The organism is bacterium (assembly GCA_022763185.1).
Lineage (GTDB): Bacteria > Bdellovibrionota_G > JALEGL01 > JALEGL01 > JALEGL01 > JALEGL01.
This window is the reverse complement of sequence record JALEGL010000014.1, coordinates 142349-164345: the sequence shown is the minus strand read 5'-3', so window position 1 is coordinate 164345 and position 21997 is coordinate 142349. Positions and strand designations below refer to the sequence as shown.

The following is a 21997-nucleotide window of genomic DNA, read 5'->3' as shown; positions in this document are numbered from 1 at the left end:
GACTGGTAAGCCTGAGTTGACTGGTTTATAATCGGCGTTTAACTTATGATACCAGTAAAAGAAATTATTTCAGAAATTCAAAAATTCCGACCTAAAGCCAATGCAGAGCTTATTGAAAAAGCATATGCCTTGGGAAAGGTAGCGCACCAACATCAAAAAAGAAAATCTGGGGAACCTTACTTTGCTCACCCCACTCAAGTTGCTTTTATTTTAGCGTCGCACCAAATGGATGAAGACACTGTTGCTACAGGTTTGCTGCATGATGTTGTAGAAGACACCGATACCAGCATAGACGATATTGAAGCCCAGTTTGGTCAAGACATTGCTCAAATGGTTGATGGTGTGACTAAACTATCTAAAATCTCTTTTCAGTCCAAAGACATTCAACAAAGTGAGAGTTTTAGAAAAATGCTCTTGGCCATGGCCAAGGATATCAGGGTGATTGTTGTTAAACTTGCTGATCGTCTACATAATATGCGCACATTGGAACACATGCGTGAAGACAAGCAAAGAAATATTTCGCAGGAAACTTTAGACATCTATGCTCCTTTGGCCCATCGTTTAGGTATGTCTTGGATGAAAAATGAGCTGGAAGATCTTTGTTTTCAATACCTTCACCCCTCCTCTTTTTCAATGATTCAAGATCACCTAGCTGAATCTCAAAATAAACATGACACCTTTATTTCTAAAATCATTGATATTTTAGCTAGAAAAATGAAGGAAGAAAATATCTCCTGTGAAGTTACCGGGAGACGTAAGCACGCTTTTTCAATTTTTAAAAAAATGGAAAAACGTCGGCTCGAATTTGATCAAATACATGACATCCTTGCGTTTAGAATTTTGGTTGATTCTATTCCAAAATGTTACGAAGCTTTGGGGCATATTCATGCCATGTGGAAGCCTATTCCTGGTCGATTTAAAGATTTTATCGCCCTACCCAAAGCTAATATGTATCAATCTTTACATACCACACTTATTGGCCCTAATGGAGAACGCATTGAAGTTCAGATCAGAACTTATGATATGCACTCTATTGCTGAGGACGGAATTGCAGCCCACTGGGACTATAAAAACAATAAAAAAGCATCTGCCAAAGCCAAAGATATTAAGCAATTCGCTTGGCTTAGACAGATGGTAGAATGGCAACAAGATTTATCCGATGCTCATCAATTCATTGAAAGCGTAAAAATTGATCTATTCTCAGATGAAGTTTATGTATTTACCCCTCAAGGTGAAGTTTTAGACTTCCCTCGAGGATCTACACCCATAGACTATGCCTTTAGAGTCCATACAGAAGTAGGATTAAAGTGTAAAGGTGCTATTGTTAATGGCAAAATGGTCCCTTTAAAATATCAGCTTAAAAATGGCGATAAAGTTGAAATTATCACCGATAAAAACATGAGCCCATCAAAAGATTGGCTAAAGTTGGTTAAAACTTCAAAAGCTCGTTCTAAAATAAGATCGCATATTAAAAAAATTGAACGTGACCAAGCCAAAAAAATGGGGCATGAAATTCTTATTCGTGAATTTAGAAAACATAAAGAGCGTTTTGAAAGTGTCCTCGATAGCGATCTTTTTTCTGCAACTTTAAAAGAGTTGCGTTTAGGCAATGAAGATGAACTACTTTTAGCTGTAGGCTATGGAAAAATTCATCCACAAGTAGTTGTAGAAAAATACACACAGCTTTTAAACCCAGAAAAAACATTTAAAAAACTAGCCAAAGTTCACGAAAATATTTCGTCACAAGCCATAAGCCAAGAAAAATCTGCTCCCATTCAAGTGGGAGGAGAAGACAGTATTGTTGTCAGGTATGGTAAATGCTGTACACCTTTGCCCGGAGATCCAATTATTGGTTTTATTACTCGAGGTCGTGGTGTTACAATTCACAAAAGTGATTGCTATATGATTTTAGAAACAGACGATGAAAGAAAAATTCATGTGGCTTGGGCAGATAGCATTGCAGGCAGTAAGCGAATCGTCCGTATCCAAGTCATCACAACCGATACAGTAGGAATTTTAGCCGATGTTTCACAGCAAATTTCAAAATCTGGAGGCAATATCTCTCATGCATCGATTAAAACAACTGCGGATAACAAGGCCATTTGCTACTTTGATGTTTCTATTCAAAATACCAATCAACTTAATTCTTTAATTCAACGCATAGGAGAGTTAAAAGGAGTTCTAACTGTTGAACGCGTTAAAAATCTTTAGATTGTTTTAAAACTCTGAAACTAACTCTATACCCAATACAATTAAAAAGTAGCCTGGATACCACTGCTTAATTTTACCTTGTTTATCTATTTTTCGTATAAAAGCATCTCTTTTAATTGAATGGGCAGAAAAAATAGTGAGTTCTGAGTCTATAATTTCATTGTTTTCCATTGAAGATAAAGCTAGCACACGATTAACTGGATTATAGTTTTCATCAAAGTAATCAGAAGTATCCACAAAGGAATACTCTAAAAATATCTCTCTATCTACTCCTTTTAACATAGAACTGACTCCTGCATCTCCCCAAACTTGTCTGTTAATAGCAAAAAACATGTGTTCTAGGTCCGTATGTTTAAGCTTAACAATTGCAATTTCATTGGTGATATCACCATCAATCATCACCTGTTTTTCATAGCCTTTAGCATAAGCAAACTCAACACAAGTTGGAAGCTCTTGATCTAAGCCTAAGTTTTTTAAGCTTTGTAGATACATTGAAGATGCTTGTTCATAAAAACGTACTCTACCGGGGGCAGTAATAAAAAATTTATTTTGTTCTAAAGACTGCTCACAAAAACTTGTAACATTATGAAAAAAGATTTTTTGTGCTTCTTTATAATCTAATACCATTTCTCTTTTATTTGGGTCTTTTAAAAGTATTTCAAAATCAATGGGTTCCCACAGGTTCATATCAAAAACAATATCCCCAGATTTTACATTCTTAATGGCACTAGCTAAATGTAAAAGAACTTTCACAGGCCCATACTTTTCAATTGAAGCATCATCAAAGGCCACAACTCTTATATTTTTTTGCGCATAAACAGTTGCAAAAAATAAATATAGACTTATTAAAAAAACTTTAGCTAAACGCGACTTTATAACCATTAAACTTCCCCTAATATCTCTTGTAATAGATAATTTTTTTTAATGCAATCTCATTTTTTATAAAACATATTATTTATTTACTTTTTTCACCCCAGTTCTTTTAAAAACAAACTTTACACCCTAAAAATAAAAAAGAGCCTCTTAAGGCTCTTTTTTACAGTTTCATGAAAGCTATTCAATCATTTATTTATGTTTATTGAACCACTCTTTTGAACCTTGTGGATCAGGTTTCATGCTGTCTTCACCTTCAGTCCAGTTTGCTGGGCAGACTTCGCCTTTTTCAGCAGTATATTGATACGCTGCTAACAAACGTAAGGCTTCATCTACATTTCTTCCAACAGAAAGGTTGTTAATGGTTGCATGTTGAATCACATTTTGATCATCAATCAAGAATAAGCCTCTTAGTGAAACACCTCCATCGGTTAAGACTTCATAATCACTGGCTACTTTCTTGTTGATATCTGCAATAATTGGAAAATTAACATCCCCTAAACCACCATCATTTCTATCTTGCTGAGTCCACGCAAGGTGAGAAAATACGGAATCCACAGAACATGCAATCAATTCACAGTTCTTTTCTTTAAATTTTTCTGCAGCATCAGAAAATGCCACAATTTCTGTTGGACATACAAAAGTAAAATCTAGAGGATAAAAGAATAAAATTTTCCACTTACCTTTAAAATCATCTAATGAAACATTACCAATTTCACCGTTTACTAAAGCCTGTTCAGAAAAACTTGGTGCTTGGTTACCTACTAATCTTGACATATACATTTACTCCTTTTTCATTTTTATTTAAGGGAGGTCTTCAGTCATCCTTAGACCCTTCGTCTTAATAATGACTCATGTAAAATCTCCCGCCATTCTTGACCAAAAAATGTCTTTTTGATCAAATTCATAAAGCTGTACTTGTGAAGAGCAAGGCTTTTGCCTTGCGATGATTTAGTACAACTTATGCCGCTTCAGCGGCGCCCACCCGGGGAAAATTCAGGATAAACCTTCTTTTCCTCTGGTTCCTTATTTGTCTATAGAGCCTACGACTCTTTTCATAAAATGGTTCAAAGCATCTTTATCAGACTTTCCTTCTTTGACCATTTTTGAAACCTCTAACGATCCATACATATTGGAAAGCAGCTCACCAATAGTATTAAGCTCTTCATCACTTAAACCCTTGGCTTGAGATACATGTTCCAATACCTCAATACACTCATTAACATAATCTTCATCATGCTGAGTGATAAACTCTGTTAATGACTTAATGACTGGTAATTTCACTGACCAACCCTTCAACCACATCAATTTTATTACCTTGATCTTGTTTTAATAATTCCCCACCTTTGAAAGCAGCAAAGGTAGGAAGATTATCGACATTTGCAAGCTTTCTTGAGTTAGGATACTTCTCTGCATCAACATAAACAAAAGTAACATCCTGAGTATTTTCTGCCAGCTTTTTAAATTTAGGCTTTATCATTCTACAATTTCCGCACCAGGTGGCGCCATACTGTACAATAACATGTGGATTTTCATTCAGTATTGTTTGTAAGTTATCTTCATTTAGTTCAATCATTGCAACCTCCGTTTTTATTGCATTCGGTTCAGTTCATAATATGCAACAAAGCTTCAATTTTTTCCAAGACTTTCAAGCTATTAATCAATAGCTTAAAACTATTATTGTTGACATTTTAATTGCTCAAAGTACATTACAAAAATGCCAAGTTTGAGTCAACTTGAATACATTTTAGCCGTAGCAAAACACAAACATTTTGGCAGAGCTGCTAAATCGTGCTTTGTCAGTCAACCTTCTCTTTCAGCCCAAGTCCAAAAAGCTGAAGATGAGTTGGATATTGTGATTTTTGATCGTTCAAAATCTCCCATTAAAATCACACAGCTTGGTCAAGAAGTGATTGACCAAGCAAAAAAAATCATATCTGAACATAAAAAGCTGCTCGATATCCATGCTCAAAGCACAGAACTCAGTGGGTCATTTCATCTTGGCGTTATTCCTACCTTGTCTCCTTATATTTTACCTCTGTTTATTAAAAGCTTTTCAGACAACTACCCAAAGGTAGAGTTGACCATTAGCGAGCACAAAACCCAAGACATTATTGAAAAACTCTACGACGATCAAATTGATGGCGGACTCTTAGTAACCCCCCTTTATGATGATAAAATCATAGAACGCAGTTTATTTTATGAACCTTTTTATGCGTTCATGTCCAACAAACACCCCCTAATCAAAAAGAAAACTGTGTCAGAAACCCAACTGCAAGATTATCCGATTTGGCTTCTTGATGAGGGGCATTGTTTTAGAGAGCAAGTCATTAAAGTTTGTGCCTTTAAAAACAAACCTGAAGTTTTAAACAATGTACATTTTGATAGTGGTAATCTTGAAACTTTAAAAAACCTAATTCGTCGAGGAGATGGTTACACCCTTATTCCTCATCTATCCACTCTCGATCTCAGTGAACAAGAAAAAAAACATCAATTAAAAAAGTTTAAAACCCCCGTTCCTACCCGTGAAGTTAGTCTCGTTCACAGCAGAACCTTTCTAAAAGAGCACATTATCAACGCTATAATAGACTGCATTATTGACAATGTACCTAATGAATTGAGTTCACTTAAAAAAAGAAACATTGAACGCATCGAAATTTAATATTGTTGTATCAAACAAATGCGTTTGTTTTTAAAGCTGTAGTATGATTTTCGTCCAATGATAATATGATCCAATAACTCTAAATTAAAGTAACTCAACATTCTTTCTATACGCTTTGTTAATGCAATATCTTGATGTGAGGGGCTTGGGTCACCTGAGGGGTGATTATGTCCTAAAATAATTCGAGACGCATCCTCACATAAAATATGCTTCATAAATACTTTCATATCTATTTTAATACTGTCTGTTTCACCTTGACCTAACTGCTTTAATTCAAACAAAACGTTTTTATGATTCAATAAGCCAATATAAACAACTTCTTTAACCAAGTATTGGCAATGTTTAATTAAGCCTAGAGCAAAGTCTTTGGGTGAGTGAATGTACTTCAGGTTAGAGACAAGAGTCTCTTTACGCTTGATCATTTCAATCAATGCTAAAAGTTTAAATATGATATCTTCATCTAAATCCAAAATATAACGTAAATACTCATAGTCACATACTAGGTTATTATTTAATCGATATATGATTTTTTTAATGGCTGTTTGATTAATAGGTTTTTCTAAAAACAAAACCTTAAAAAGTTCTTCAGTAGAATAAAATTCATACTGAATATGCTTTGAATGTTCATGCAAAGATTTTAGCAACATGTCATATTTAATTCACAATACATGCCAACTCTTTTGAGTTAAAGTGTCATTATTTCAGAATTTTTTGCAAAGCTTCAATGTATACTTGATGCTCTAAAGCGTGCATCTGCTGACAAAAATCTTCAAATGTTTTTGTGCGGTCAATCTCTAGACTTTTTTGTAAGATGATTTTACCTGTATCAACACCTTCATCAACATAGTGAACCGTAACCCCGCTAACACTATCATCATTAGCCCAGGCTTTTTCAATCGCTTTGGTTCCAGGGTATTTGGGTAAAAGCGAGGGATGAATATTGATAATCTTGTCTTTAAAGTTATGGATAAATTGCACTGGAAGTATTTTCATAAAACCCGCCAAAACAATATAATCCGGTCCATCTTTTTTGCATGCCCGCAATAGTTGGTCTTCAAATTCAGATCTATAAGTAAAAGACTGATAATCGATACATTCAGAGTCTACACCAAGAGTTTTGGCTCGTTCAAAAACAAAGGCCTTGGGTTTATCTCCAATGAGTTTAACAGGTTGAGCATTGATTTGACCACAGTGACATGCTTTTACAATGGCTTCAAAGTTACTGCCATTGCCTGAAGCCATGATGATGATTCTTTTTTGTTGTATTTTTTTGTTCATATTCACTTGATATCTAGTCAAACCTCAAACATGTCATGTATAATTGGAGTTGATGTATAATAAAAGAAAATTTAAGCACACAGCATTCCTTTTTTTATACGCTCTGTTCATTGTTGTGTATATCACTGAAAAAAGCTATGCCAATCAAAAAAACAAACCTTTTGTCGGTATTTTTGTTAACAGTAAAACTTTTGATGGCAAAGACCCTAATCAACTCAGTGAATACAATAATTTAATTCAAAGGTTATCTATTCATAGTCAGAACTTTACTTTAAAAGCTTTTCCTATCAAAAACATCCGTAACGATGCACTAATTTTAGCTAAGGCTGCTTTGGACCAAGTCCAAACTATGGCTATTTTAAGAAAAATATCTCCAAACTATATTGCCGTTAGTTTATGGGATGTACAAAACTATGAGCTCATTGGTGAAAGTGCTTTTGAAAATATGGGAAACAGAAAACTGATCAATGATTTTTCAGATTGGTTTAGGCAACAAAATCAAAAACAATATCGTTCTGGTCTTGTTGACCCTGAAGTCTTTGCCTTGCAACTCATTGAACAAAAAAAATGCTCCTTATTAAAGAAATATATCCCCAAAACGAAGCTTAACCAGGATAAACAATCTCAACTCGTTAAAGACTGTGAACTTAGAGAAAGTTTTAATCAGCTCTTATCAGGTAAAAAAGAAGTCACTCCTTCAAAAATCACTTCTCCAGCACAAATAAAAATGACAACTAATCCTTACGATGAGCAATTAACCCAACAATGGGCTACACTTTATGAAAACAGCCTTTTACAACAAAACTTAGGCGAATATAATATTTCAAATCTAAATTTTGTTATCCAGTGCAACACTGATCCTTGTTCAAAAATTAGTCTTCAAGTAGACATCATTTCATATTCGCATATCAATTTTAGAACACAATACCGTTTATCCAGCTTTATTCTAGACCTTATCAATCAAGCTCAAAAAAATTTTCCAAATAAAGACTTAAATGCAGGAGCGGAAGTCACTTTCTACCATGAATACACGCCTATCAACTCTTTCCATGTTTCGGGAACCGTTGATAAACCCAATATTGTAACCAAAGAAACTCCTTAGTTATTTTGATAAACTTCCCGGCAAAGTCTGGGTAAAAGCAAAATACTTGTTTGTATGCGACAAAGAAACCTATATTGAATCAGCATTTTTTGTTTTCTTTATTTTTATCTGGTGTATGATCCCGGCCATTATGTCAGAAAAATCATTGTATAAACAGGCCGTCTCCCAGTGGCAAGCTGCCGCTGATATCATGCAACTCCATCCCTCGGTTAGAGAAATATTATCGCAACCTAAAAATGAAATCGCGGTTAACTTTCCGGTTCGTATGGATAGCGGTGATTTAAAAATGGTAAGCGGTTATAGAATTCAACACAGTAATATTTTAGGACCCTTTAAAGGTGGTATTCGCTATAATCAGAACGTAAACTTGGATGAAGTCAAAGCTCTTGCAGCTTGGATGACCTTTAAATGTGCTTTGGTAGATATACCTTTTGGTGGTGCAAAAGGCGGTGTAACCATTAATCCTAGAGACTTTAGTGAAAAAGAAATTGAACGACTTACCCGAAGAATGACGCACGCTTTAGGCGCAAACATTGGTCCAGAATACGATATCCCAGCTCCAGATATGGGAACCAATGCACAAACCATGGTACACATCATGGATACTTTTATGAATGCTCAAACAGCCATTACTCGAAACGCACAGAGACATATTGTAACTGGAAAAACTCTAACCTGCGGTGGAAGCCATGGTCGTGATAAAGCTACTGGGCAAGGTCTTGTCTATGTATTAAGAAGTTGGGCAGATGAAAAAGATATCTCTTTATCTTCTTTAAGCTATGCTATTCAAGGTTTTGGGAATGTAGGTAGCAGTACTGCAATTCTTTTAGAAAAACGTGGCGGAAAAATCACTTCTGTCCAAGATCACAAAGGAACAATCTATAACAGTAAGGGCCTAAATTGTGTTGAACTTAGAGATTACGTGGCGGAAAATGGTTCTGTAGAAGGTTATCCAAATGCTGAAGCCATGGATCCTAGCCAATTTTTCACTCAAGATGTAGATGTTCTTATCCCAGCGGCATTGGAAGGACAAATTCATAAAAACAATGCCCAAGACATCAAAGCCATGGTTGTGGTTGAAGGTGCCAATGGCCCTATCACATCTGAGGGCGACTCTATTTTAAATGAACGCGGAATTACTGTATTACCAGACATTTTAGCCAACGCCGGCGGTGTTACAGTAAGTTATTTTGAGTGGGTACAAAACAAAACCAGTGCTCAATGGAGCTTACAAGAAGTGGATCATAAATTATCTTTTATTATGCGTCAGGCTTTTTATAAAACCTTGGAAAAAGCAAAACAGGAAGATATTAACTTAAGAACCGCAGCATACATAGTTGCTTTAGAAAAGCTACAAACAGCCTATAGAGAAAGAGGAATTTTTCCTTAAAATTTTATTACTTTATTTTATAGAAGTCTGGTCTTTTCAATTTTCATCATGACCGGCTTTTAACCTAAGGCAAAAAAAAAGAGCGTCCATCGGGCGCTCTTTTTGGTTTTTTTATATAAAAATGATGAATTAGCTTTTATAGTTAGCCACCAAAGTACGTGTACCAATTTTATCAAAATCAACTTCAATTTTACCTTTGCGTAAATTTGCTGTTACTTTGCCTTTGCCAAAAAATGGATGTTCAATCTCATCACCAATTTGATAAACTTGATCCATTGAGTATTCTCTTACATCATCATTCAAAATATCCATATAAATCCTTTCTGCTAGATCCCCTTCTTACGCATACTTCCGTATGAATAGACTCTGGTCTTTTAACATAAACACAGAAAGAATGTCAAGAAAAATTAGATTTTATGTATAAAAATCAAGCAGTTAGCGCGCAATCATGTTTTCTATATTTCATTATAAAAGTATTCATTTAAACACTGAACTCTATCTTCATAGCTATCTGGATTGGCAAAGTAGGTTGCTGCTGCCAAAGAAGATAATAAAGAGTTACCGTCTTGGGGCGTAAAACACCAGCCGACAACTTCTCTATTATTGACCACACTTAAACCGGGTTCAACAACAACTGTTTGATTCAAAATGCGTCCAAAATGACCATGATCACGACCAAATGAAAACACTGAATTTGATGTGTTTTTATAGGTTAGAGCAACCCTGTCATTTTCATACAAACGCCGTAATACTTCTTCACGAGTGACATCTTCATTTAATGTTAAGTGAAACCAAAGCGTATGCATATACTGAGTATTGCTTTTCATGGCTGAAGAAAACAGAGGCAACTTGATATCTAAAGTCTTAAACAGTTCATGCGCATCTCTAGCATGGTGAGTTCCAAATTCTGGGTCACTGTGTGCATTGACCTCATGCGCAGGAGAAAATGAACCATTTTGGCTGATATCATTGGCTCGACGAATACAGACAAACTTTGCATGGTTAAGACCTTGAATGTTTTGCCCATTATTCATGGCAATGGTTTTTATTAATGCGGATAAGTTATGCGTATTACAGCTAACCACTTGTAAATACTTATCATCTGCATTAAGGCTTTCATCATTAACGCCTCGTGCATACATTTTTCCAAAGCCAAATTCACTCCCCTGCGCAATGAAGCCTTTGGTTGTACCTTCTAGTTTTTGATAAACGGTTTCTTTATTTTTATTTCCTACAGGTGTGCAATCAATAATAACATCCGCTTTTTCATGTGCTTCGTCCAAATTGTAACTGGGGGTAATTCCCAAATCAACAAACGCATCCCATGACGTTTTCTGGGCACAAAGTTTGGCCCCTTTAGCGATCAAAGCATTCACTTTTGAACGGTCTAACAACGAAACATTGCGTTTTGAAAAAGTAATCTCTCCAAACCCCAATTTTTCTCTGAACTCACATAATAAGCCAATCAGCGGCTCCCCTATAGTACCTGTACCAACAACATGAACATTTGCTTTTTCCATAGAGCGCCCTATACAAGATTTTTTTTACTATGACTATGATTTATTGCAGATTCTTTAAGAACGAGACGCATAGTATAGTAGCGCTCATGGCCCATGATTCGCTAACTATTGAACTCTATTTCCCGTGAATATCCTAAAGGTTTAAGAAGTAACACTTGTTTAATAAAAAAAGCATAGCTATCAGCATTATTTTTATGCTTTTGGGCTGTTAATGCCTGATATTGAGCGTTTTGATGAACATAAGCATAATCTTCAGTCTTTAAATACCAATGGCTTAATTCATGGATCAAACTAGCAATTTGATCATAAAAACCGATTGAGTCAAACCAATGATCACATAAATGAACAATGGCTTCATGGCTTAAACTCTGCGTTTCTGTATCATAAGGTACAATTTCGCCTGTGACCCTATCCCTCAACATCAAAACAAAGGCGAGCTTGATGACCTTCTTTTGTGGTTTTTTAGTTTTTGTCTGACACATTGCTTGTGACGCATAACGAATATGGGTTGAGTTTTCATTAAACTGAGTCTGTAAATACTTAAATTTTTCTAAAATTTCATTAGGCTCATTACCTATAAATGTGTTTTTCCAAATACTTAACAATTTTTTTTCATCATCACTTTCTGCTTCAGTTTGCACAAGTTGTGCAATTTCTTGAAGTGTTTCTATGGATAACTCCAGAACTTCACCAATCTGCTCAGTTGCTTGCGTAATTTTACTCTGTCTATATTCAGAAATACGTGTATCCAGACTCAATCGTTCTTGAGTAAAACCACGGTTCATGAAAAGACAAAAGCCCAGAAACAAAAGCTTAAAGTATGTTTTTTTATTCCCCAAAATGTAAAACATAGATGCTTACCTAGCAGTTTTTTTAGAATGATAAAAGCGACAAATGGCCGTATTATTTTATTAAGCTATTTGCAACTTGATCTAGCTCAGAAACATACTCATTGATTATGCTGTAAGCGACTTTCAATTGAATTTGCGGGTTATCTTGGCTCAGAGCATAGAACTTTTGTTGAGACAAACAAAGTAAGGCTGAAGTTTCAAGCGCTTCAAGATCTAATTTTGCTTTTAAGCCACTTTTATAGAGTGAAAAAGCCCCCATAAAATCTCCAGCATTTAAAACCGCATTGCCCTGATTAAATGATAATTTACCAGCTTTAATCAGGCAAAACCCTTTGCTCATATCACCTTGTTTATAGAGCACTTCTCCTTTGCCCAACAAGATTTCTTCACAACTCTTTTCAAGCAATATCATCTCTGAATCACTGAGTTGTGAAAAAATAGAACAGGATTTTAATAAATCAAAATGCGACATACTTCTTATTTATACAAACTTTGGTAATCCACATAATTTTGCGCTGATTTTTTTAAAAAAGCTATTTCTTCAAGTTTAAGTTCACGCTTTACTTTGGCAGGACTCCCAACCACCAGAACACCGCTAGGGATTTTTGTATTTGGAGTTACTAAGGCTCCAGCACCAATCATCACATCACTCTCAATATGAGCTCCATCCATAATTGTAGCTCCCATACCCACTAAAATTCTGTCTTTTAGCGTACAGCCATGCAAAGTCACACGATGACCAATGGTAACTTCATCGCCAATAATTAAAGGATGCGTTTTGTGAGTAACGTGCAGCATGCTTTGATCTTGTACATTGGTTTTTTTACCAATTTTTATATAATTGACATCACCGCGAATCACAGAGCCAAACCAAACACTGCATTGCTCTCCCATACTCACTTCACCAATAACATAAGATGAGGGCGCTAAAAAAACGGATTGATGTAATTGAGGATGAAGCCCATTGCTTAACGTAATCAACTGTTGTTCAGACATATTGCTATCCTACACTAGGAAGAGATTTCTTCAACATATCAGGGGCCGAAACCAACTGTCCTTTAAAGGTATTGCTCATCACTTGATCTATTTTGACTTCAACAATACTGCCAATAAGATCTTTGCTTCCATCAAAATTAACCGACCAATTTTGCTCCATTTTACCGGTAATTTGCTTGTTGTCTCGCGCTGAAAGTCCATCAACCAAAACTTTGACAGTTTTACCCAAATAGTTTTGTCGAGCTTGCATGGACAGTTTGTTTTGTAAGTCTTGCAGTTTATACAAACGCTGTTTACCCACATCCATAGGGATAAAGTCTTCTTCACGCTTGGCAGCTTTGGTATGCGGACGAGGAGAATATAAAAAGGAATAGCTTTCAGCAAAGTTAAATTCTTCCATGGCTCTTAGCGTATCTTGAAAATCTTCTTCTGTTTCACCAGGAAAAGCCACCATTAAGTCCGTGGTCAAGATCATATCGGGGATAACTTTGTACAAATACTCAGCCACTTCTCTGTAGCGTTCTACCGTATAGTCTCGATTCATGGCTTTTAAGACTTTGTCTGAACCACTTTGAATAGGTAAATGCAAGCTATTGCATACTTCATCCAATTCTGCCATGGTGTCCATCATTTCAAAACTCAGCTCTGAGGGATGTGAGGTCACATAACGAATTCTTTCAATACCATCAACTGCAGCAACCGACCTTAATAGCTTGGAAAAACCAATATCGGAACTTTTGTCATTGCCATAGGCATTGACATTTTGACCCAATAAAATAACTTCTTTGGTACCTTTTTGAGCCACTTTTTCTACTTCTCTACAGATATCATCCAGATCGCGACTCACCTGACGACCCCGTGTGTAAGGAACCACACAAAAACTACAAAACTTATCACAGCCATTTTGTACGGTAATGAGTTCGGTCACAGGGTGTTGATCTTGTTCCTGATGCTTTTCAACATCCAAAAAACTGTATTTTTGCCAACCAAATAAATCCAGGTTGCTTTGCCGTTTGTTTTTCTTAAGCGAGGCTTCAACCAACTCCGGTAATTTATTCCACTGATGCGTACCAAAAACAATATCTACAAAGGGAAATTTACTTTGAATCTCTTTTCCACGTAATTGGGCACTGCAGCCACCGACCGCTATAATCATATCCTGCTTACGGGCAGCTTTGGTTTTTTTGAGCTCTCCTAAGGCAGAAAAAGCTTTTTGATCTGCTTTCTCACGAATACTACAGGTATTAAAAATAACCAAATCAGCGTCATGGGGATGATCCGCCCAGGAATAGCCATATTTGTTATGAAACAGTCTATAGGTGCGATCAGATTCATAATCATTCATCTGACAGCCATAAGTCAATATATGCATACGTTGTGAGTTCACAGGCCCATACTTACTCCGAATCGCACCTATAGGTCAATAGAATAATTGATTATATAGAGATGTATCCTAAACTCTTTTAGCTCATCTTAGTCAAAAAGGTTTCTTCGTCTATGACTTTTGTGTACTCAAGCTCTAACTTTTTACTGTACCCTAAAACTTTTTTGGTCTGGGTTTAACCATTTAACTCCTCATCAAACAGAGTAAATTTTTAAAATTTCTATTTTAATCTAAAATTCATTAAGCACTATCATAAATATAAAAACATATATTTCATTCTAACCTTCAAGAAAGCTTAGAATCACTGCAACTTTTTTTAAATTAGATCATAGATGTTTATATCAAGTTTTGAATATCGTGCTCTGTTTGACTGGGGGCACATTTTATATCAGTATTAATCTTTTTAACATGACCGCAAACAACATTGCCCGGTCCAACTTCAATACAGTTTGCATCTGGATACTCTCTAAAAATAGCTTTTAAACTTTGCGTCCACTTGACACTACTCCACACCTGAGACTCCAAGCGATCAACCGTACCTTCTGTACTCGTATATTTTTGAGCATCTACATTGGCCCAATAGGGGATATTAAGATTTTTAGACCAGTCAATTTGTTCTAAATAGGTTCTTAAGGCTCTTCCTGCAGGCTCCAACAAACTAGAGTGAAAGGGGGCACTGACTTTTAATGGAATGCAACGCTTAACTCCTTTAGCCTTAAGTTGTTCACATGCCTGATCAACGGCTTTTTTATGACCACTGATCACCAGTTGGCCTGGACAGTTGTAGTTGGCTGGCTCAACTTTATGTCCTTCTTTTGAAATTTCCTTGCAAACAGTTTCTACCAACTCATCCTCTGCACCCAAGACTGCAGCCATACTTCCAATACCTGTTGGAACCGCTTCTTGCATGAGTTCTCCACGCTTTTTCACTGTTTTTAGAGCGTCTTCAAATGATAAACCTCCAGCAGCAACCAAAGCTGAAAACTCACCCAAGCTATGCCCTGCTACGGCATCTGCGATAACACCATATTCTTTATTTAAAACTTCTAAAATAGCCACACTCAGCAACAAAATTGCAGGTTGAGCGTTGTAGGTCAATTGCAGTTCTTCTGAAGACCCTTCAAAAATTAATTTTGTTATATCTTGGTTTAAAATATCATTAGCCTGCTTAAACTTATGTTTAACGAGATCATAATGCTGATAAAGCTCTTGCCCCATACCAACTTTTTGAGAACCCTGTCCTGGAAATAAAAATACTGTGCTCATGGCATCTCCTTGTGGCTTTTATATTATCTATTACTGTTGGCTTAACAAATTTAAATAGTTTTCAACAATTGAGCTATCCCAATTGTTAATACCCACAATTTTATCGGTAATTTTACCTGTTTTATCAATAATAAACGTTTCTGGAACTTTCATTGCTCCAAACCTATTGGCTGTTTGTTTTTTTTGATCTAAAAAAACATCAAAGTCAGGGTACTCACCCTTGAACAAGCGCGTAAAAAAACGATCCAAGGCTGGCTTTCCTTCTGTATCAATACTTACTGCAAGAAAGATAATATCTTTATTATTTTTGATTTTTGTAAACAGTTTCTCTAGCTCAGGTAATTCTTCTACACAAGGTTTACACCAAGTTGCCCAAAAGTGTAAAAAAACTACTTTATCTTTAAGATCACTCGCAGAAATGTCTTTTTTTAATTTTTTTTGAGAAACATTATTTAAAGCTGCCACTTTAGGAGCACAAGCGTTAACTTGAGGCGCTACAGAACCTTTGCATTGCTCTGACGACGCAAAGACTACTGGGACAATGAATAAACTAAGCCATGCTATAAGTCGCATACGGCAAGATCTTATTCTTTATCAGTTGCTTTTTCTTGAGCTGCTTGATCAGTTTTGTTTTCTGAAGCCTTAGCAGCCGCTGATTGAGTAGCTTTTTCTTCTGTTTTTTTAGTAGCTTTAGCTTGTTTTGCCGGCGCAGCTTTAGACTTTGCAGTTTTCTTAGCCTTTTTCTTCGCTGGCTTGTCACCTTCAGGAATCAACTCAATGATTGCCATAGGCGCAGCATCACCGCGTCTAATACCGCCTTTGTAAATACGGGTGTAACCACCTGGGCGATCTTTAAAACGCTCTACAATGCCGCCATCAAACAGCTTTTGAACGGTTTCTTTTTTGTATAGCACAGAAGCAGCTTGTCTTCTAGAGTGTAAGTCACCCTTCTTACCTAAAGTAATCAAAGGTTCTACAACTTTTCTAAGTTCTTTAGCCTTAACTAAAGTTGTAGTAATACGTTCATGTTCAATCAATTGATCTGCCAAACCTCTCATCAAAGCTTTGCGTTGATGAGGTCTACGACCAAAGTTTCTTTTTCTCATTTGGTGTCTCATACCACTGACTCTCCCAATGCCGCGCTAACTTGTCCAACGGCTGAGTTATTCCTTCTCAATTTTTCAATTTCTTTAACAGTTTCTAAGTCAAGTTTCATACCTAGACCTAGACCCATCTCAGTTAAAATTTCTTTGATTTCGTTCAAAGACTTACGACCAAAATTTTTGGTTTTTAACATATCCATTTCTGTTTTTTGCACCAGCTCACCAATAAACTTTAAGTCTGCATTTTGCAAACAGTTTGCTGAACGCACAGAAAGTTCTAACTCTTCAACTTTTCGCAATAAGTGTTCATTAATTTTATTAGGAACTTCTTCCTCAATCACTTCAACAACTTCTGGCTCAGCTGTTTTTTCATCAAAATTAATGAAAACTTGTACTTGTTCTTTGATAATTTTAGCTGCATAAGCAACAGCATCTTCAGGTGCAACAGCACCATTGGTCCATACTTCTAAAGTTAATTTATCAAAGTCTGTTTTTTTACCTACACGCGCTTGCGTAACGTTGTAGTTAACGCGTTTGATTGGAGAAAATGCTGAGTCAATAGAGATTGCACCAATTTCATCGTCTTCATCTTTGTTCTCTTCTGAAGTCACATAACCACGTCCCATTTTAACGGTCATTTCTGCTTCCAATTTACCATTTTCATCTAAAGAAGCGATGTGATGCTCAGGGTTTAAGATTTCTATGTTATCATTGGTCAATATATCTTTGGCTGTAACATCACCTTGCCCAGAAGCTTTAATGGTAATGGCTTCAGGACCTTCAGAGTGACATTTAATACGAACACCTTTAAGGTTTAAAATAATATCAGAGACATCTTCAGCAACACCACGAATGGTTGAAAACTCATGCTCAACACCTTTAATTTTAACCTTTGTAATGGCTGCACCTTGCAATGAAGACAATAAAACTCTTCGCAAAGAGTTACCCATGGTAAGACCAAAACCTCTTTCTAAAGGCTTAACCGTAAATTTACCATAGTTTTCACGATTTGGATCTCTCTCAAGCTCTACTTTTTCAGGTTCAATTAGATCTTTCCAATTCTTATACATACCATTTTCTCCTTCACTGCTCTGGTAGTTTTCTTAAAGAGATTGTCTCTTTGTTTTTCAATCAAAAAATATGACTTTTGACTGATTTATTCCACCTAGGTCAAGCTTTACAAAATAAAACCCTTCCTTCATAAGCATAAATTATTTATTCGTACTAGCGTCTCCTAAATACTGTTAAAATCAATCAAACTCTTCTTCTTTTAGGTGGTCGACAACCGTTGTGTGGAATAGGTGTCACATCACGAATTGAATTGACTCTAATCCCTGCAGACTGAATAGCTCTTACTGCAGCTTCACGGCCTGCACCAGGACCTTTAATATCAACATCTACAGATTTCAAACCATAGGTATCTATAGCAATCCTTGCGGCTTTTTCAGCAGCAATTTGAGCTGCAAAAGGTGTAGATTTCTTAGACCCTTTAAACCCTTGCGCTCCAGCACTTGACCAAGACAACACATTACCATTAGGCTCCGTAATAGACACCATGGTGTTATTAAATGTTGCTTGAACTTTGACCATCCCATGTGGAATCGTTCTTTTTTCTTTTTTCTTTTTCGTTACTTTTTTCTTTACTGCAGCCATGCTTACCTCTTCAGTTCTATTTTCCAACCGGTCTATTTACTTTAACAGCGATCTTACTTTTACCTTTTCTTGTTCTTGCATTGGTATGCGTTCTTTGTCCACGAACAGGCAAACCTCTTCTATGACGCATACCTCTGTAACAGCCTAAATCCATGAGACGTTTTATATTGGCATTCACTTCACGACGAAGGTCACCCTCAACTTTATAGCTTTGGTCAATAATATCACGAATTCTGACCAACTCACCTTCAGCCAACTCATCAACTTTTTTAAACTTATCCACATTGGCGGCATCACATATAGCTGTGGCTCTTGTATAACCAATGCCATAAATATATGTTAAAGCGTAATTAATTCTTTTCTTTTTCGGTAACTCAACACCTGAAATACGTGCCATTTTTTCTCCTTAACCCTGTCTTTGCTTATGTCTTGGATTGTCACAAATAACCCTGACCACCCCTTTGCGGCGGATCACTTTGCATTTATTACAAATTTTTTTCACTGATACTCTTACTTTCATACCTACCTCTATGCTTGGGTCAGAATTTCTGGCCCATTTTCAGTAATTGCCACCGTATGCTCAAAATGAGCCGACAAACTACCATCTTCTGTGACAGCCGTCCAGCCATCATCTAAAATATTTACTTTTGCTCCGCCTATGTTTACCATAGGTTCAATGGCAATAACCATCCCGGCTTTTAGCATCATTCCTGTACCTGCTACACCGTAGTTAGGGACTTGAGGATCTTCATGCAATTGCTTGCCTATACCATGTCCGACAAACTCTCTTACAACACTATAGCCCTCTTTTTCAACACATTTTTGCACAGCAGCCCCAATATCATTCAAACGGCCACCTGGTTTAGCCTGCTCAATACCTCTGTACAATGATTGCTCTGTAACTTTCAGGAGTTTTTCAGCTTCAGCAGAAACCTGCCCTACTTTACATGTAATGGCTGTATCCGCATAAAAACCTTGCAAAATAGCTCCCATGTCCATACCTAAAACATCACCCTCTTGCAAAACTCTATTGCTAGGAATACCATGCACAACCTCTTCATTTATAGATGTACACAAGGTTGATGGAAACCCATGATAACCTTTAAACGCTGGAACAGCCCCAAAATCGCGGATCATGCTTTCAGCTTTTTTATCTAAATCAAGCGTTGTCACACCAGGCTTGACCATTTCTCTTAAAGTCTCTCTTACACCCGCGAGAAGTTTGTTGACTTTACGCATGATATCTAATTCTTCTTTTGACTTGATATTAACCATGCTTACGCTCCAAACATACTTTAATATTATCCCAGACTTGTTCTACACTTTCAGAAGCGTCAATGGTAAACAGTTTGCCTTGTGTTTCATAATAGCTACACAAAGGCTGTGTTTGTTTCCTATATACATCCAACCTGTTCTTAATAACCTCTGGGTTGTCATCTTTACGGCCTCTTGCAATTAAGCGGTCAACAACAAGATCTTCTTTAACATCAAGGTTAATAACTGTATCAATCTTATCCTCAAGATTAGAAAAAACCTGATCCAATTGCTTGGCTTGCTCTAAATTTCTTGGGAAGCCATCAAACAAAACCCCTTGTTTGGCTGGCAACTTCTCCTGAATCATAGCAAAAACTATTTCATCAGGTACCAAGTCACCTCTGTCCATGTAAGCTTTAGCTTTTAGTCCCAAATCAGTTTCCTTCTTTAAAGACTCCCGCAACAAATCACCCGAAGAAATATGCTTAAGACCAAAATGATCTTTAACATTTTCTGCTTGTGTGCCCTTACCGGCGCCAGGTGCTCCTAAAAATACAACATTCATGATCTTATACCTTTATCCAGCTCTACGCCCTTTAAGCTTTCTACCACGAACATTGCCACCCATCATCGCATCATAATCATGGCTGACCAAATGAGCTTGTATTTGCTGCATCGTATCTAGAGCTACACCAACAACAATCAACAAACTGGTACCACCAAAGTAAAAAGATACACCTGCATTGCTTTGTAAAATGCCCGGCAAAACACATACCAAACACGTGTATATAGCACCCACAAACGCAATACGAACAATAACTTTCTCTAAATAATCTGCTGTAGCTCTTCCTGGACGAATACCTGGGATATAACCACCTGATTTTTTTATGTTTTCAGCAATTTTTTCAGGGTTGGTTTGATCTTGAATCGCGGTATAAAAGAAAAAGAAAAAGATGATCAAGACAACCATGATAACATTGGTTATCCAGCCATCAAAAGACAAGTACTGCTGACTAAAACGCTGCAACCAAGGAATATTAGATAAACGAGCAAGAGAGATTGGACCAGAAATAATGGCCATTGCAAAAATAGCCGCCATCACCCCTGCTGAGTTGACTTTAATTGGAATACCCGTATTTTGACCTTGAAATACTTTTCTACCTACAACACGTTTCGCCACTTGAACGGGTACTCTTCTATAGGCCTGCTCAACATAAACAATACCATAAATCACTGCTGCCATAAAAACACACATAAAAATCAAACTCAAAACTGCCATTTGATTTTCTTGAACCAAAGTTACAGTATTAGAAATTGCTCCTGGCAATCCAGCCACAATACCTGCATAAATAATTAAGGAGATCCCATTACCAATACCACGCTCGGTTATTTGCTCACCCAACCACATCAAAAATGCAGTACCTGCAGCCAAAGTTATTACTGTTTGAATCTTAAATGCAAGCCCTGGGTTAATCACAACTCCTTGACTCTGGAAATACGCCGCTAAACCAAAGCCTTGTACACAACTGATGACAATTGTTAAGTACCTAGAGTATTGCGTAATCTTACGTTGACCTAGTTCACCTTCCTTTTTAAGTCTTTCTAGGTAAGGAATGGTTGGTGCTAACAGTTGCATGATAATCGATGCACTAATGTAAGGCATGATACCAAGCGCAAAAATCGACAGTCTCTCTAAAGCTCCACCACTGAAAACATTAAAAACACCCAAAATTGTGTCGCCTTTATCTGAAAAAAACTTAGCCAACTCTGCAGCATCAATACCTGGAGAGGGCACATGAACCCCCAAGCGGTAAACCGCTAACATTCCTAAAGTAAACAAAATTCGTTTTCTTAATTCAGGAACTTTTGCCATATTTGCTACAGTTGACACGCTAATACCTTTCTCTAAGCAAGCCTATATCTAGGCTTCTTTGCTGCTTTCTGTTTGAGCATCCAAATCTTTAATCAACTCAGCCGTTCCACCCGCTTTTTCAATGGCCGCTTTAGCACTTGCGCTAAAAGCATCTGCAACAACATGAACTTTTTTATCTAGATGACCATTACCTAAAACCTTCAACAAACGTAATGATTTTTTACGAACGATTTTAGCATCTTTTAAAATGTTTAAATCAATCGGACCATCAATTTCAATTGCATTGAGAGCATCTAGATTAACCACTGCATATTGTTTCTTGAAAATATTTGTAAAACCAAATTTAGGCAAACGTCTAATCAAAGGCATTTGACCACCTTCAAAAGCAGGGTTAACACCTCCACCTGAACGCGCATTTTGACCTTTATGTCCTTTGCCGGAGGTTTTTCCCCAACCTGAGCCGTGGCCTCGTCCAATACGTTTTCTTTTTTTTCTTGAACCTTCTGGGCTCTTTAAATTTGACAAATCCATGATTGATACTCCTTAAAATTCAACATTTAGCTGGCTTTTTTTGCCGCAGT

At 36.7% G+C, this 21997-nt stretch carries 26 protein-coding genes and 1 pseudogene; 4 read left to right on the top strand and 23 right to left on the bottom strand.

What is annotated here, in order from left to right:
* Positions 1-45 precede the first annotated feature (45 nt).
* Entirely contained in the window at positions 46-2211 is a 2166-nt protein-coding gene (locus tag MRY82_08620) for a bifunctional (p)ppGpp synthetase/guanosine-3',5'-bis(diphosphate) 3'-pyrophosphohydrolase (protein ID MCI5072982.1), read from the top strand.
* A 6-nt stretch (positions 2212-2217) separates the two neighbouring features.
* Here MRY82_08620 and MRY82_08615 read toward each other — a convergent pair whose 3' ends face one another.
* The 4 genes from MRY82_08615 to MRY82_08600 form a co-directional block, all read right to left on the bottom strand.
* Entirely contained in the window at positions 2218-3093 is an 876-nt protein-coding gene (locus tag MRY82_08615; protein MCI5072981.1) for a hypothetical protein, read from the bottom strand.
* A 183-nt stretch (positions 3094-3276) separates the two neighbouring features.
* Positions 3277-3861 (bottom strand): peroxiredoxin, encoded by a 585-nt coding sequence (locus MRY82_08610; protein MCI5072980.1) that lies wholly within the window; start codon positions 3859-3861, stop codon positions 3277-3279.
* Positions 3862-4110: 249 nt separating this feature from the next.
* Positions 4111-4368: a hypothetical protein gene (locus tag MRY82_08605; protein MCI5072979.1), complete on the bottom strand. Its 258-nt coding sequence runs from the start codon at positions 4366-4368 to the stop codon at positions 4111-4113.
* Positions 4349-4660, bottom strand: coding sequence for a thioredoxin family protein (locus tag MRY82_08600; GenBank protein ID MCI5072978.1), 312 nt, complete (start codon positions 4658-4660; stop codon positions 4349-4351). The genes MRY82_08605 and MRY82_08600 overlap by 20 nt, the downstream gene beginning before the upstream one ends.
* Positions 4661-4801: 141 nt before the next feature.
* On the opposite strand from MRY82_08600, the gene MRY82_08595 reads away from it, so the two are divergent.
* Positions 4802-5746: a LysR substrate-binding domain-containing protein gene (locus tag MRY82_08595; protein ID MCI5072977.1), complete on the top strand. Its 945-nt coding sequence runs from the start codon at positions 4802-4804 to the stop codon at positions 5744-5746.
* On the opposite strand, the gene MRY82_08590 is transcribed toward MRY82_08595, so the two are convergent.
* Both MRY82_08590 and purN read right to left on the bottom strand, forming a co-directional pair.
* Complete coding sequence (locus MRY82_08590) at positions 5743-6393, bottom strand: hypothetical protein (GenBank protein ID MCI5072976.1); 651 nt, start codon at positions 6391-6393, stop codon at positions 5743-5745. The two genes, MRY82_08595 and MRY82_08590, sit on opposite strands and share 4 nt — an antisense overlap.
* A gap of 49 nt (positions 6394-6442) precedes the next feature.
* Complete coding sequence (gene purN / locus MRY82_08585) at positions 6443-7024, bottom strand: phosphoribosylglycinamide formyltransferase (protein MCI5072975.1); 582 nt, start codon at positions 7022-7024, stop codon at positions 6443-6445.
* A 52-nt stretch (positions 7025-7076) separates the two neighbouring features.
* Here purN and MRY82_08580 point away from each other — a divergent pair, with 52 nt between their 5' ends.
* Together MRY82_08580 and MRY82_08575 are read left to right on the top strand one after the other, a co-directional pair.
* Positions 7077-8126 (top strand): hypothetical protein, encoded by a 1050-nt coding sequence (locus tag MRY82_08580; protein ID MCI5072974.1) that lies wholly within the window; start codon positions 7077-7079, stop codon positions 8124-8126.
* A gap of 130 nt (positions 8127-8256) precedes the next feature.
* The gene (locus MRY82_08575; GenBank protein MCI5072973.1) at positions 8257-9516 is read left to right on the top strand and encodes a Glu/Leu/Phe/Val dehydrogenase; all 1260 of its coding nucleotides are present in this window, start codon (positions 8257-8259) and stop codon (positions 9514-9516) included.
* 129 nt (positions 9517-9645) lie between these two features.
* Here the strand turns inward: MRY82_08575 and MRY82_08570 are convergent, their stop codons facing one another.
* From MRY82_08570 to rplO, 17 genes and pseudogenes are all read right to left on the bottom strand, one after another.
* The gene (locus MRY82_08570) at positions 9646-9828 is read right to left on the bottom strand and encodes a hypothetical protein (GenBank protein MCI5072972.1); all 183 of its coding nucleotides are present in this window, start codon (positions 9826-9828) and stop codon (positions 9646-9648) included.
* 143 nt (positions 9829-9971) lie between these two features.
* Entirely contained in the window at positions 9972-11036 is a 1065-nt protein-coding gene (locus MRY82_08565) for a hypothetical protein (GenBank protein MCI5072971.1), read from the bottom strand.
* A gap of 101 nt (positions 11037-11137) precedes the next feature.
* A complete protein-coding gene (locus MRY82_08560) occupies positions 11138-11821 on the bottom strand; it encodes a M35 family metallo-endopeptidase (GenBank protein MCI5072970.1) in 684 nt (227 codons plus the stop codon).
* 118 nt (positions 11822-11939) lie between these two features.
* Positions 11940-12359 carry a cyclic nucleotide-binding domain-containing protein gene (locus MRY82_08555; protein ID MCI5072969.1) on the bottom strand — a complete coding sequence of 140 codons (420 nt, stop codon included), beginning with the start codon at positions 12357-12359 and terminating at the stop codon, positions 11940-11942.
* Between the two features lie 5 nt (positions 12360-12364).
* Positions 12365-12883 carry a gamma carbonic anhydrase family protein gene (locus tag MRY82_08550; GenBank protein ID MCI5072968.1) on the bottom strand — a complete coding sequence of 173 codons (519 nt, stop codon included), beginning with the start codon at positions 12881-12883 and terminating at the stop codon, positions 12365-12367.
* Positions 12884-12887: 4 nt separating this feature from the next.
* Positions 12888-14255 carry a tRNA (N6-isopentenyl adenosine(37)-C2)-methylthiotransferase MiaB gene (miaB, locus tag MRY82_08545; GenBank protein MCI5072967.1) on the bottom strand — a complete coding sequence of 456 codons (1368 nt, stop codon included), beginning with the start codon at positions 14253-14255 and terminating at the stop codon, positions 12888-12890.
* Positions 14256-14603: 348 nt separating this feature from the next.
* Positions 14604-15533: an ACP S-malonyltransferase gene (gene fabD, locus MRY82_08540; GenBank protein MCI5072966.1), complete on the bottom strand. Its 930-nt coding sequence runs from the start codon at positions 15531-15533 to the stop codon at positions 14604-14606.
* A gap of 30 nt (positions 15534-15563) precedes the next feature.
* The gene (locus MRY82_08535; GenBank protein ID MCI5072965.1) at positions 15564-16106 is read right to left on the bottom strand and encodes a TlpA family protein disulfide reductase; all 543 of its coding nucleotides are present in this window, start codon (positions 16104-16106) and stop codon (positions 15564-15566) included.
* Between the two features lie 194 nt (positions 16107-16300).
* Positions 16301-16639: pseudogene (rplQ, locus tag MRY82_08530) on the bottom strand (50S ribosomal protein L17).
* Between the two features lie 8 nt (positions 16640-16647).
* On the bottom strand, positions 16648-17706 hold the full coding sequence (locus tag MRY82_08525; GenBank protein MCI5072964.1) for a DNA-directed RNA polymerase subunit alpha: 1059 nt from the start codon (positions 17704-17706) through the stop codon (positions 16648-16650).
* 184 nt (positions 17707-17890) lie between these two features.
* Positions 17891-18289 carry a 30S ribosomal protein S11 gene (rpsK, locus tag MRY82_08520; protein ID MCI5072963.1) on the bottom strand — a complete coding sequence of 133 codons (399 nt, stop codon included), beginning with the start codon at positions 18287-18289 and terminating at the stop codon, positions 17891-17893.
* A 16-nt stretch (positions 18290-18305) separates the two neighbouring features.
* Positions 18306-18686, bottom strand: coding sequence for a 30S ribosomal protein S13 (rpsM, locus tag MRY82_08515; protein ID MCI5072962.1), 381 nt, complete (start codon positions 18684-18686; stop codon positions 18306-18308).
* 9 nt (positions 18687-18695) lie between these two features.
* Entirely contained in the window at positions 18696-18809 is a 114-nt protein-coding gene (rpmJ, locus tag MRY82_08510; GenBank protein MCI5072961.1) for a 50S ribosomal protein L36, read from the bottom strand.
* An 8-nt stretch (positions 18810-18817) separates the two neighbouring features.
* Positions 18818-19564, bottom strand: coding sequence for a type I methionyl aminopeptidase (map, locus tag MRY82_08505; GenBank protein MCI5072960.1), 747 nt, complete (start codon positions 19562-19564; stop codon positions 18818-18820).
* Complete coding sequence (locus MRY82_08500) at positions 19557-20108, bottom strand: adenylate kinase (GenBank protein ID MCI5072959.1); 552 nt, start codon at positions 20106-20108, stop codon at positions 19557-19559. Before MRY82_08500 ends, map begins: the two co-directional genes overlap by 8 nt.
* A gap of 12 nt (positions 20109-20120) precedes the next feature.
* The gene (secY, locus tag MRY82_08495; protein MCI5072958.1) at positions 20121-21434 is read right to left on the bottom strand and encodes a preprotein translocase subunit SecY; all 1314 of its coding nucleotides are present in this window, start codon (positions 21432-21434) and stop codon (positions 20121-20123) included.
* Between the two features lie 30 nt (positions 21435-21464).
* A complete protein-coding gene (gene rplO / locus MRY82_08490) occupies positions 21465-21947 on the bottom strand; it encodes a 50S ribosomal protein L15 (protein ID MCI5072957.1) in 483 nt (160 codons plus the stop codon).
* Between the last annotated feature and the right edge of the window lie 50 nt (positions 21948-21997).

Excerpts from the sequence above, each read along its gene's own strand:
- miaB (MCI5072967.1), bottom strand. The coding sequence starts at position 14,255 with ATGCATATATTGACTTATGGCTGTCAGATGAATGATTATGAATCTGAT.
- rpsK (MCI5072963.1), bottom strand. The coding sequence starts at position 18,289 with ATGGCTGCAGTAAAGAAAAAAGTAACGAAAAAGAAAAAAGAAAAAAGA.
- MRY82_08565 (MCI5072971.1), bottom strand. The coding sequence starts at position 11,036 with ATGGAAAAAGCAAATGTTCATGTTGTTGGTACAGGTACTATAGGGGAG.
- MRY82_08560 (MCI5072970.1), bottom strand. The coding sequence starts at position 11,821 with ATGAACCGTGGTTTTACTCAAGAACGATTGAGTCTGGATACACGTATT.
- rpsM (MCI5072962.1), bottom strand. The coding sequence starts at position 18,686 with ATGGCACGTATTTCAGGTGTTGAGTTACCGAAAAAGAAAAGAATTAAT.
- MRY82_08570 (MCI5072972.1), bottom strand. The coding sequence starts at position 9,828 with ATGGATATTTTGAATGATGATGTAAGAGAATACTCAATGGATCAAGTT.
- MRY82_08610 (MCI5072980.1), bottom strand. The coding sequence starts at position 3,861 with ATGTCAAGATTAGTAGGTAACCAAGCACCAAGTTTTTCTGAACAGGCT.
- rpmJ (MCI5072961.1), bottom strand. The coding sequence starts at position 18,809 with ATGAAAGTAAGAGTATCAGTGAAAAAAATTTGTAATAAATGCAAAGTG.
- MRY82_08535 (MCI5072965.1), bottom strand. The coding sequence starts at position 16,106 with ATGCGACTTATAGCATGGCTTAGTTTATTCATTGTCCCAGTAGTCTTT.
- MRY82_08595 (MCI5072977.1), top strand. The coding sequence starts at position 4,802 with ATGCCAAGTTTGAGTCAACTTGAATACATTTTAGCCGTAGCAAAACAC.
- MRY82_08620 (MCI5072982.1), top strand. The coding sequence starts at position 46 with ATGATACCAGTAAAAGAAATTATTTCAGAAATTCAAAAATTCCGACCT.
- MRY82_08525 (MCI5072964.1), bottom strand. The coding sequence starts at position 17,706 with ATGTATAAGAATTGGAAAGATCTAATTGAACCTGAAAAAGTAGAGCTT.
- MRY82_08580 (MCI5072974.1), top strand. The coding sequence starts at position 7,077 with ATGTATAATAAAAGAAAATTTAAGCACACAGCATTCCTTTTTTTATAC.
- rplO (MCI5072957.1), bottom strand. The coding sequence starts at position 21,947 with ATGGATTTGTCAAATTTAAAGAGCCCAGAAGGTTCAAGAAAAAAAAGA.
- MRY82_08575 (MCI5072973.1), top strand. The coding sequence starts at position 8,257 with ATGTCAGAAAAATCATTGTATAAACAGGCCGTCTCCCAGTGGCAAGCT.
- MRY82_08500 (MCI5072959.1), bottom strand. The coding sequence starts at position 20,108 with ATGAATGTTGTATTTTTAGGAGCACCTGGCGCCGGTAAGGGCACACAA.
- fabD (MCI5072966.1), bottom strand. The coding sequence starts at position 15,533 with ATGAGCACAGTATTTTTATTTCCAGGACAGGGTTCTCAAAAAGTTGGT.
- MRY82_08550 (MCI5072968.1), bottom strand. The coding sequence starts at position 12,883 with ATGTCTGAACAACAGTTGATTACGTTAAGCAATGGGCTTCATCCTCAA.
- MRY82_08555 (MCI5072969.1), bottom strand. The coding sequence starts at position 12,359 with ATGTCGCATTTTGATTTATTAAAATCCTGTTCTATTTTTTCACAACTC.
- MRY82_08600 (MCI5072978.1), bottom strand. The coding sequence starts at position 4,660 with ATGATTGAACTAAATGAAGATAACTTACAAACAATACTGAATGAAAAT.
- purN (MCI5072975.1), bottom strand. The coding sequence starts at position 7,024 with ATGAACAAAAAAATACAACAAAAAAGAATCATCATCATGGCTTCAGGC.
- map (MCI5072960.1), bottom strand. The coding sequence starts at position 19,564 with ATGGTTAATATCAAGTCAAAAGAAGAATTAGATATCATGCGTAAAGTC.
- MRY82_08615 (MCI5072981.1), bottom strand. The coding sequence starts at position 3,093 with ATGGTTATAAAGTCGCGTTTAGCTAAAGTTTTTTTAATAAGTCTATAT.
- MRY82_08590 (MCI5072976.1), bottom strand. The coding sequence starts at position 6,393 with ATGTTGCTAAAATCTTTGCATGAACATTCAAAGCATATTCAGTATGAA.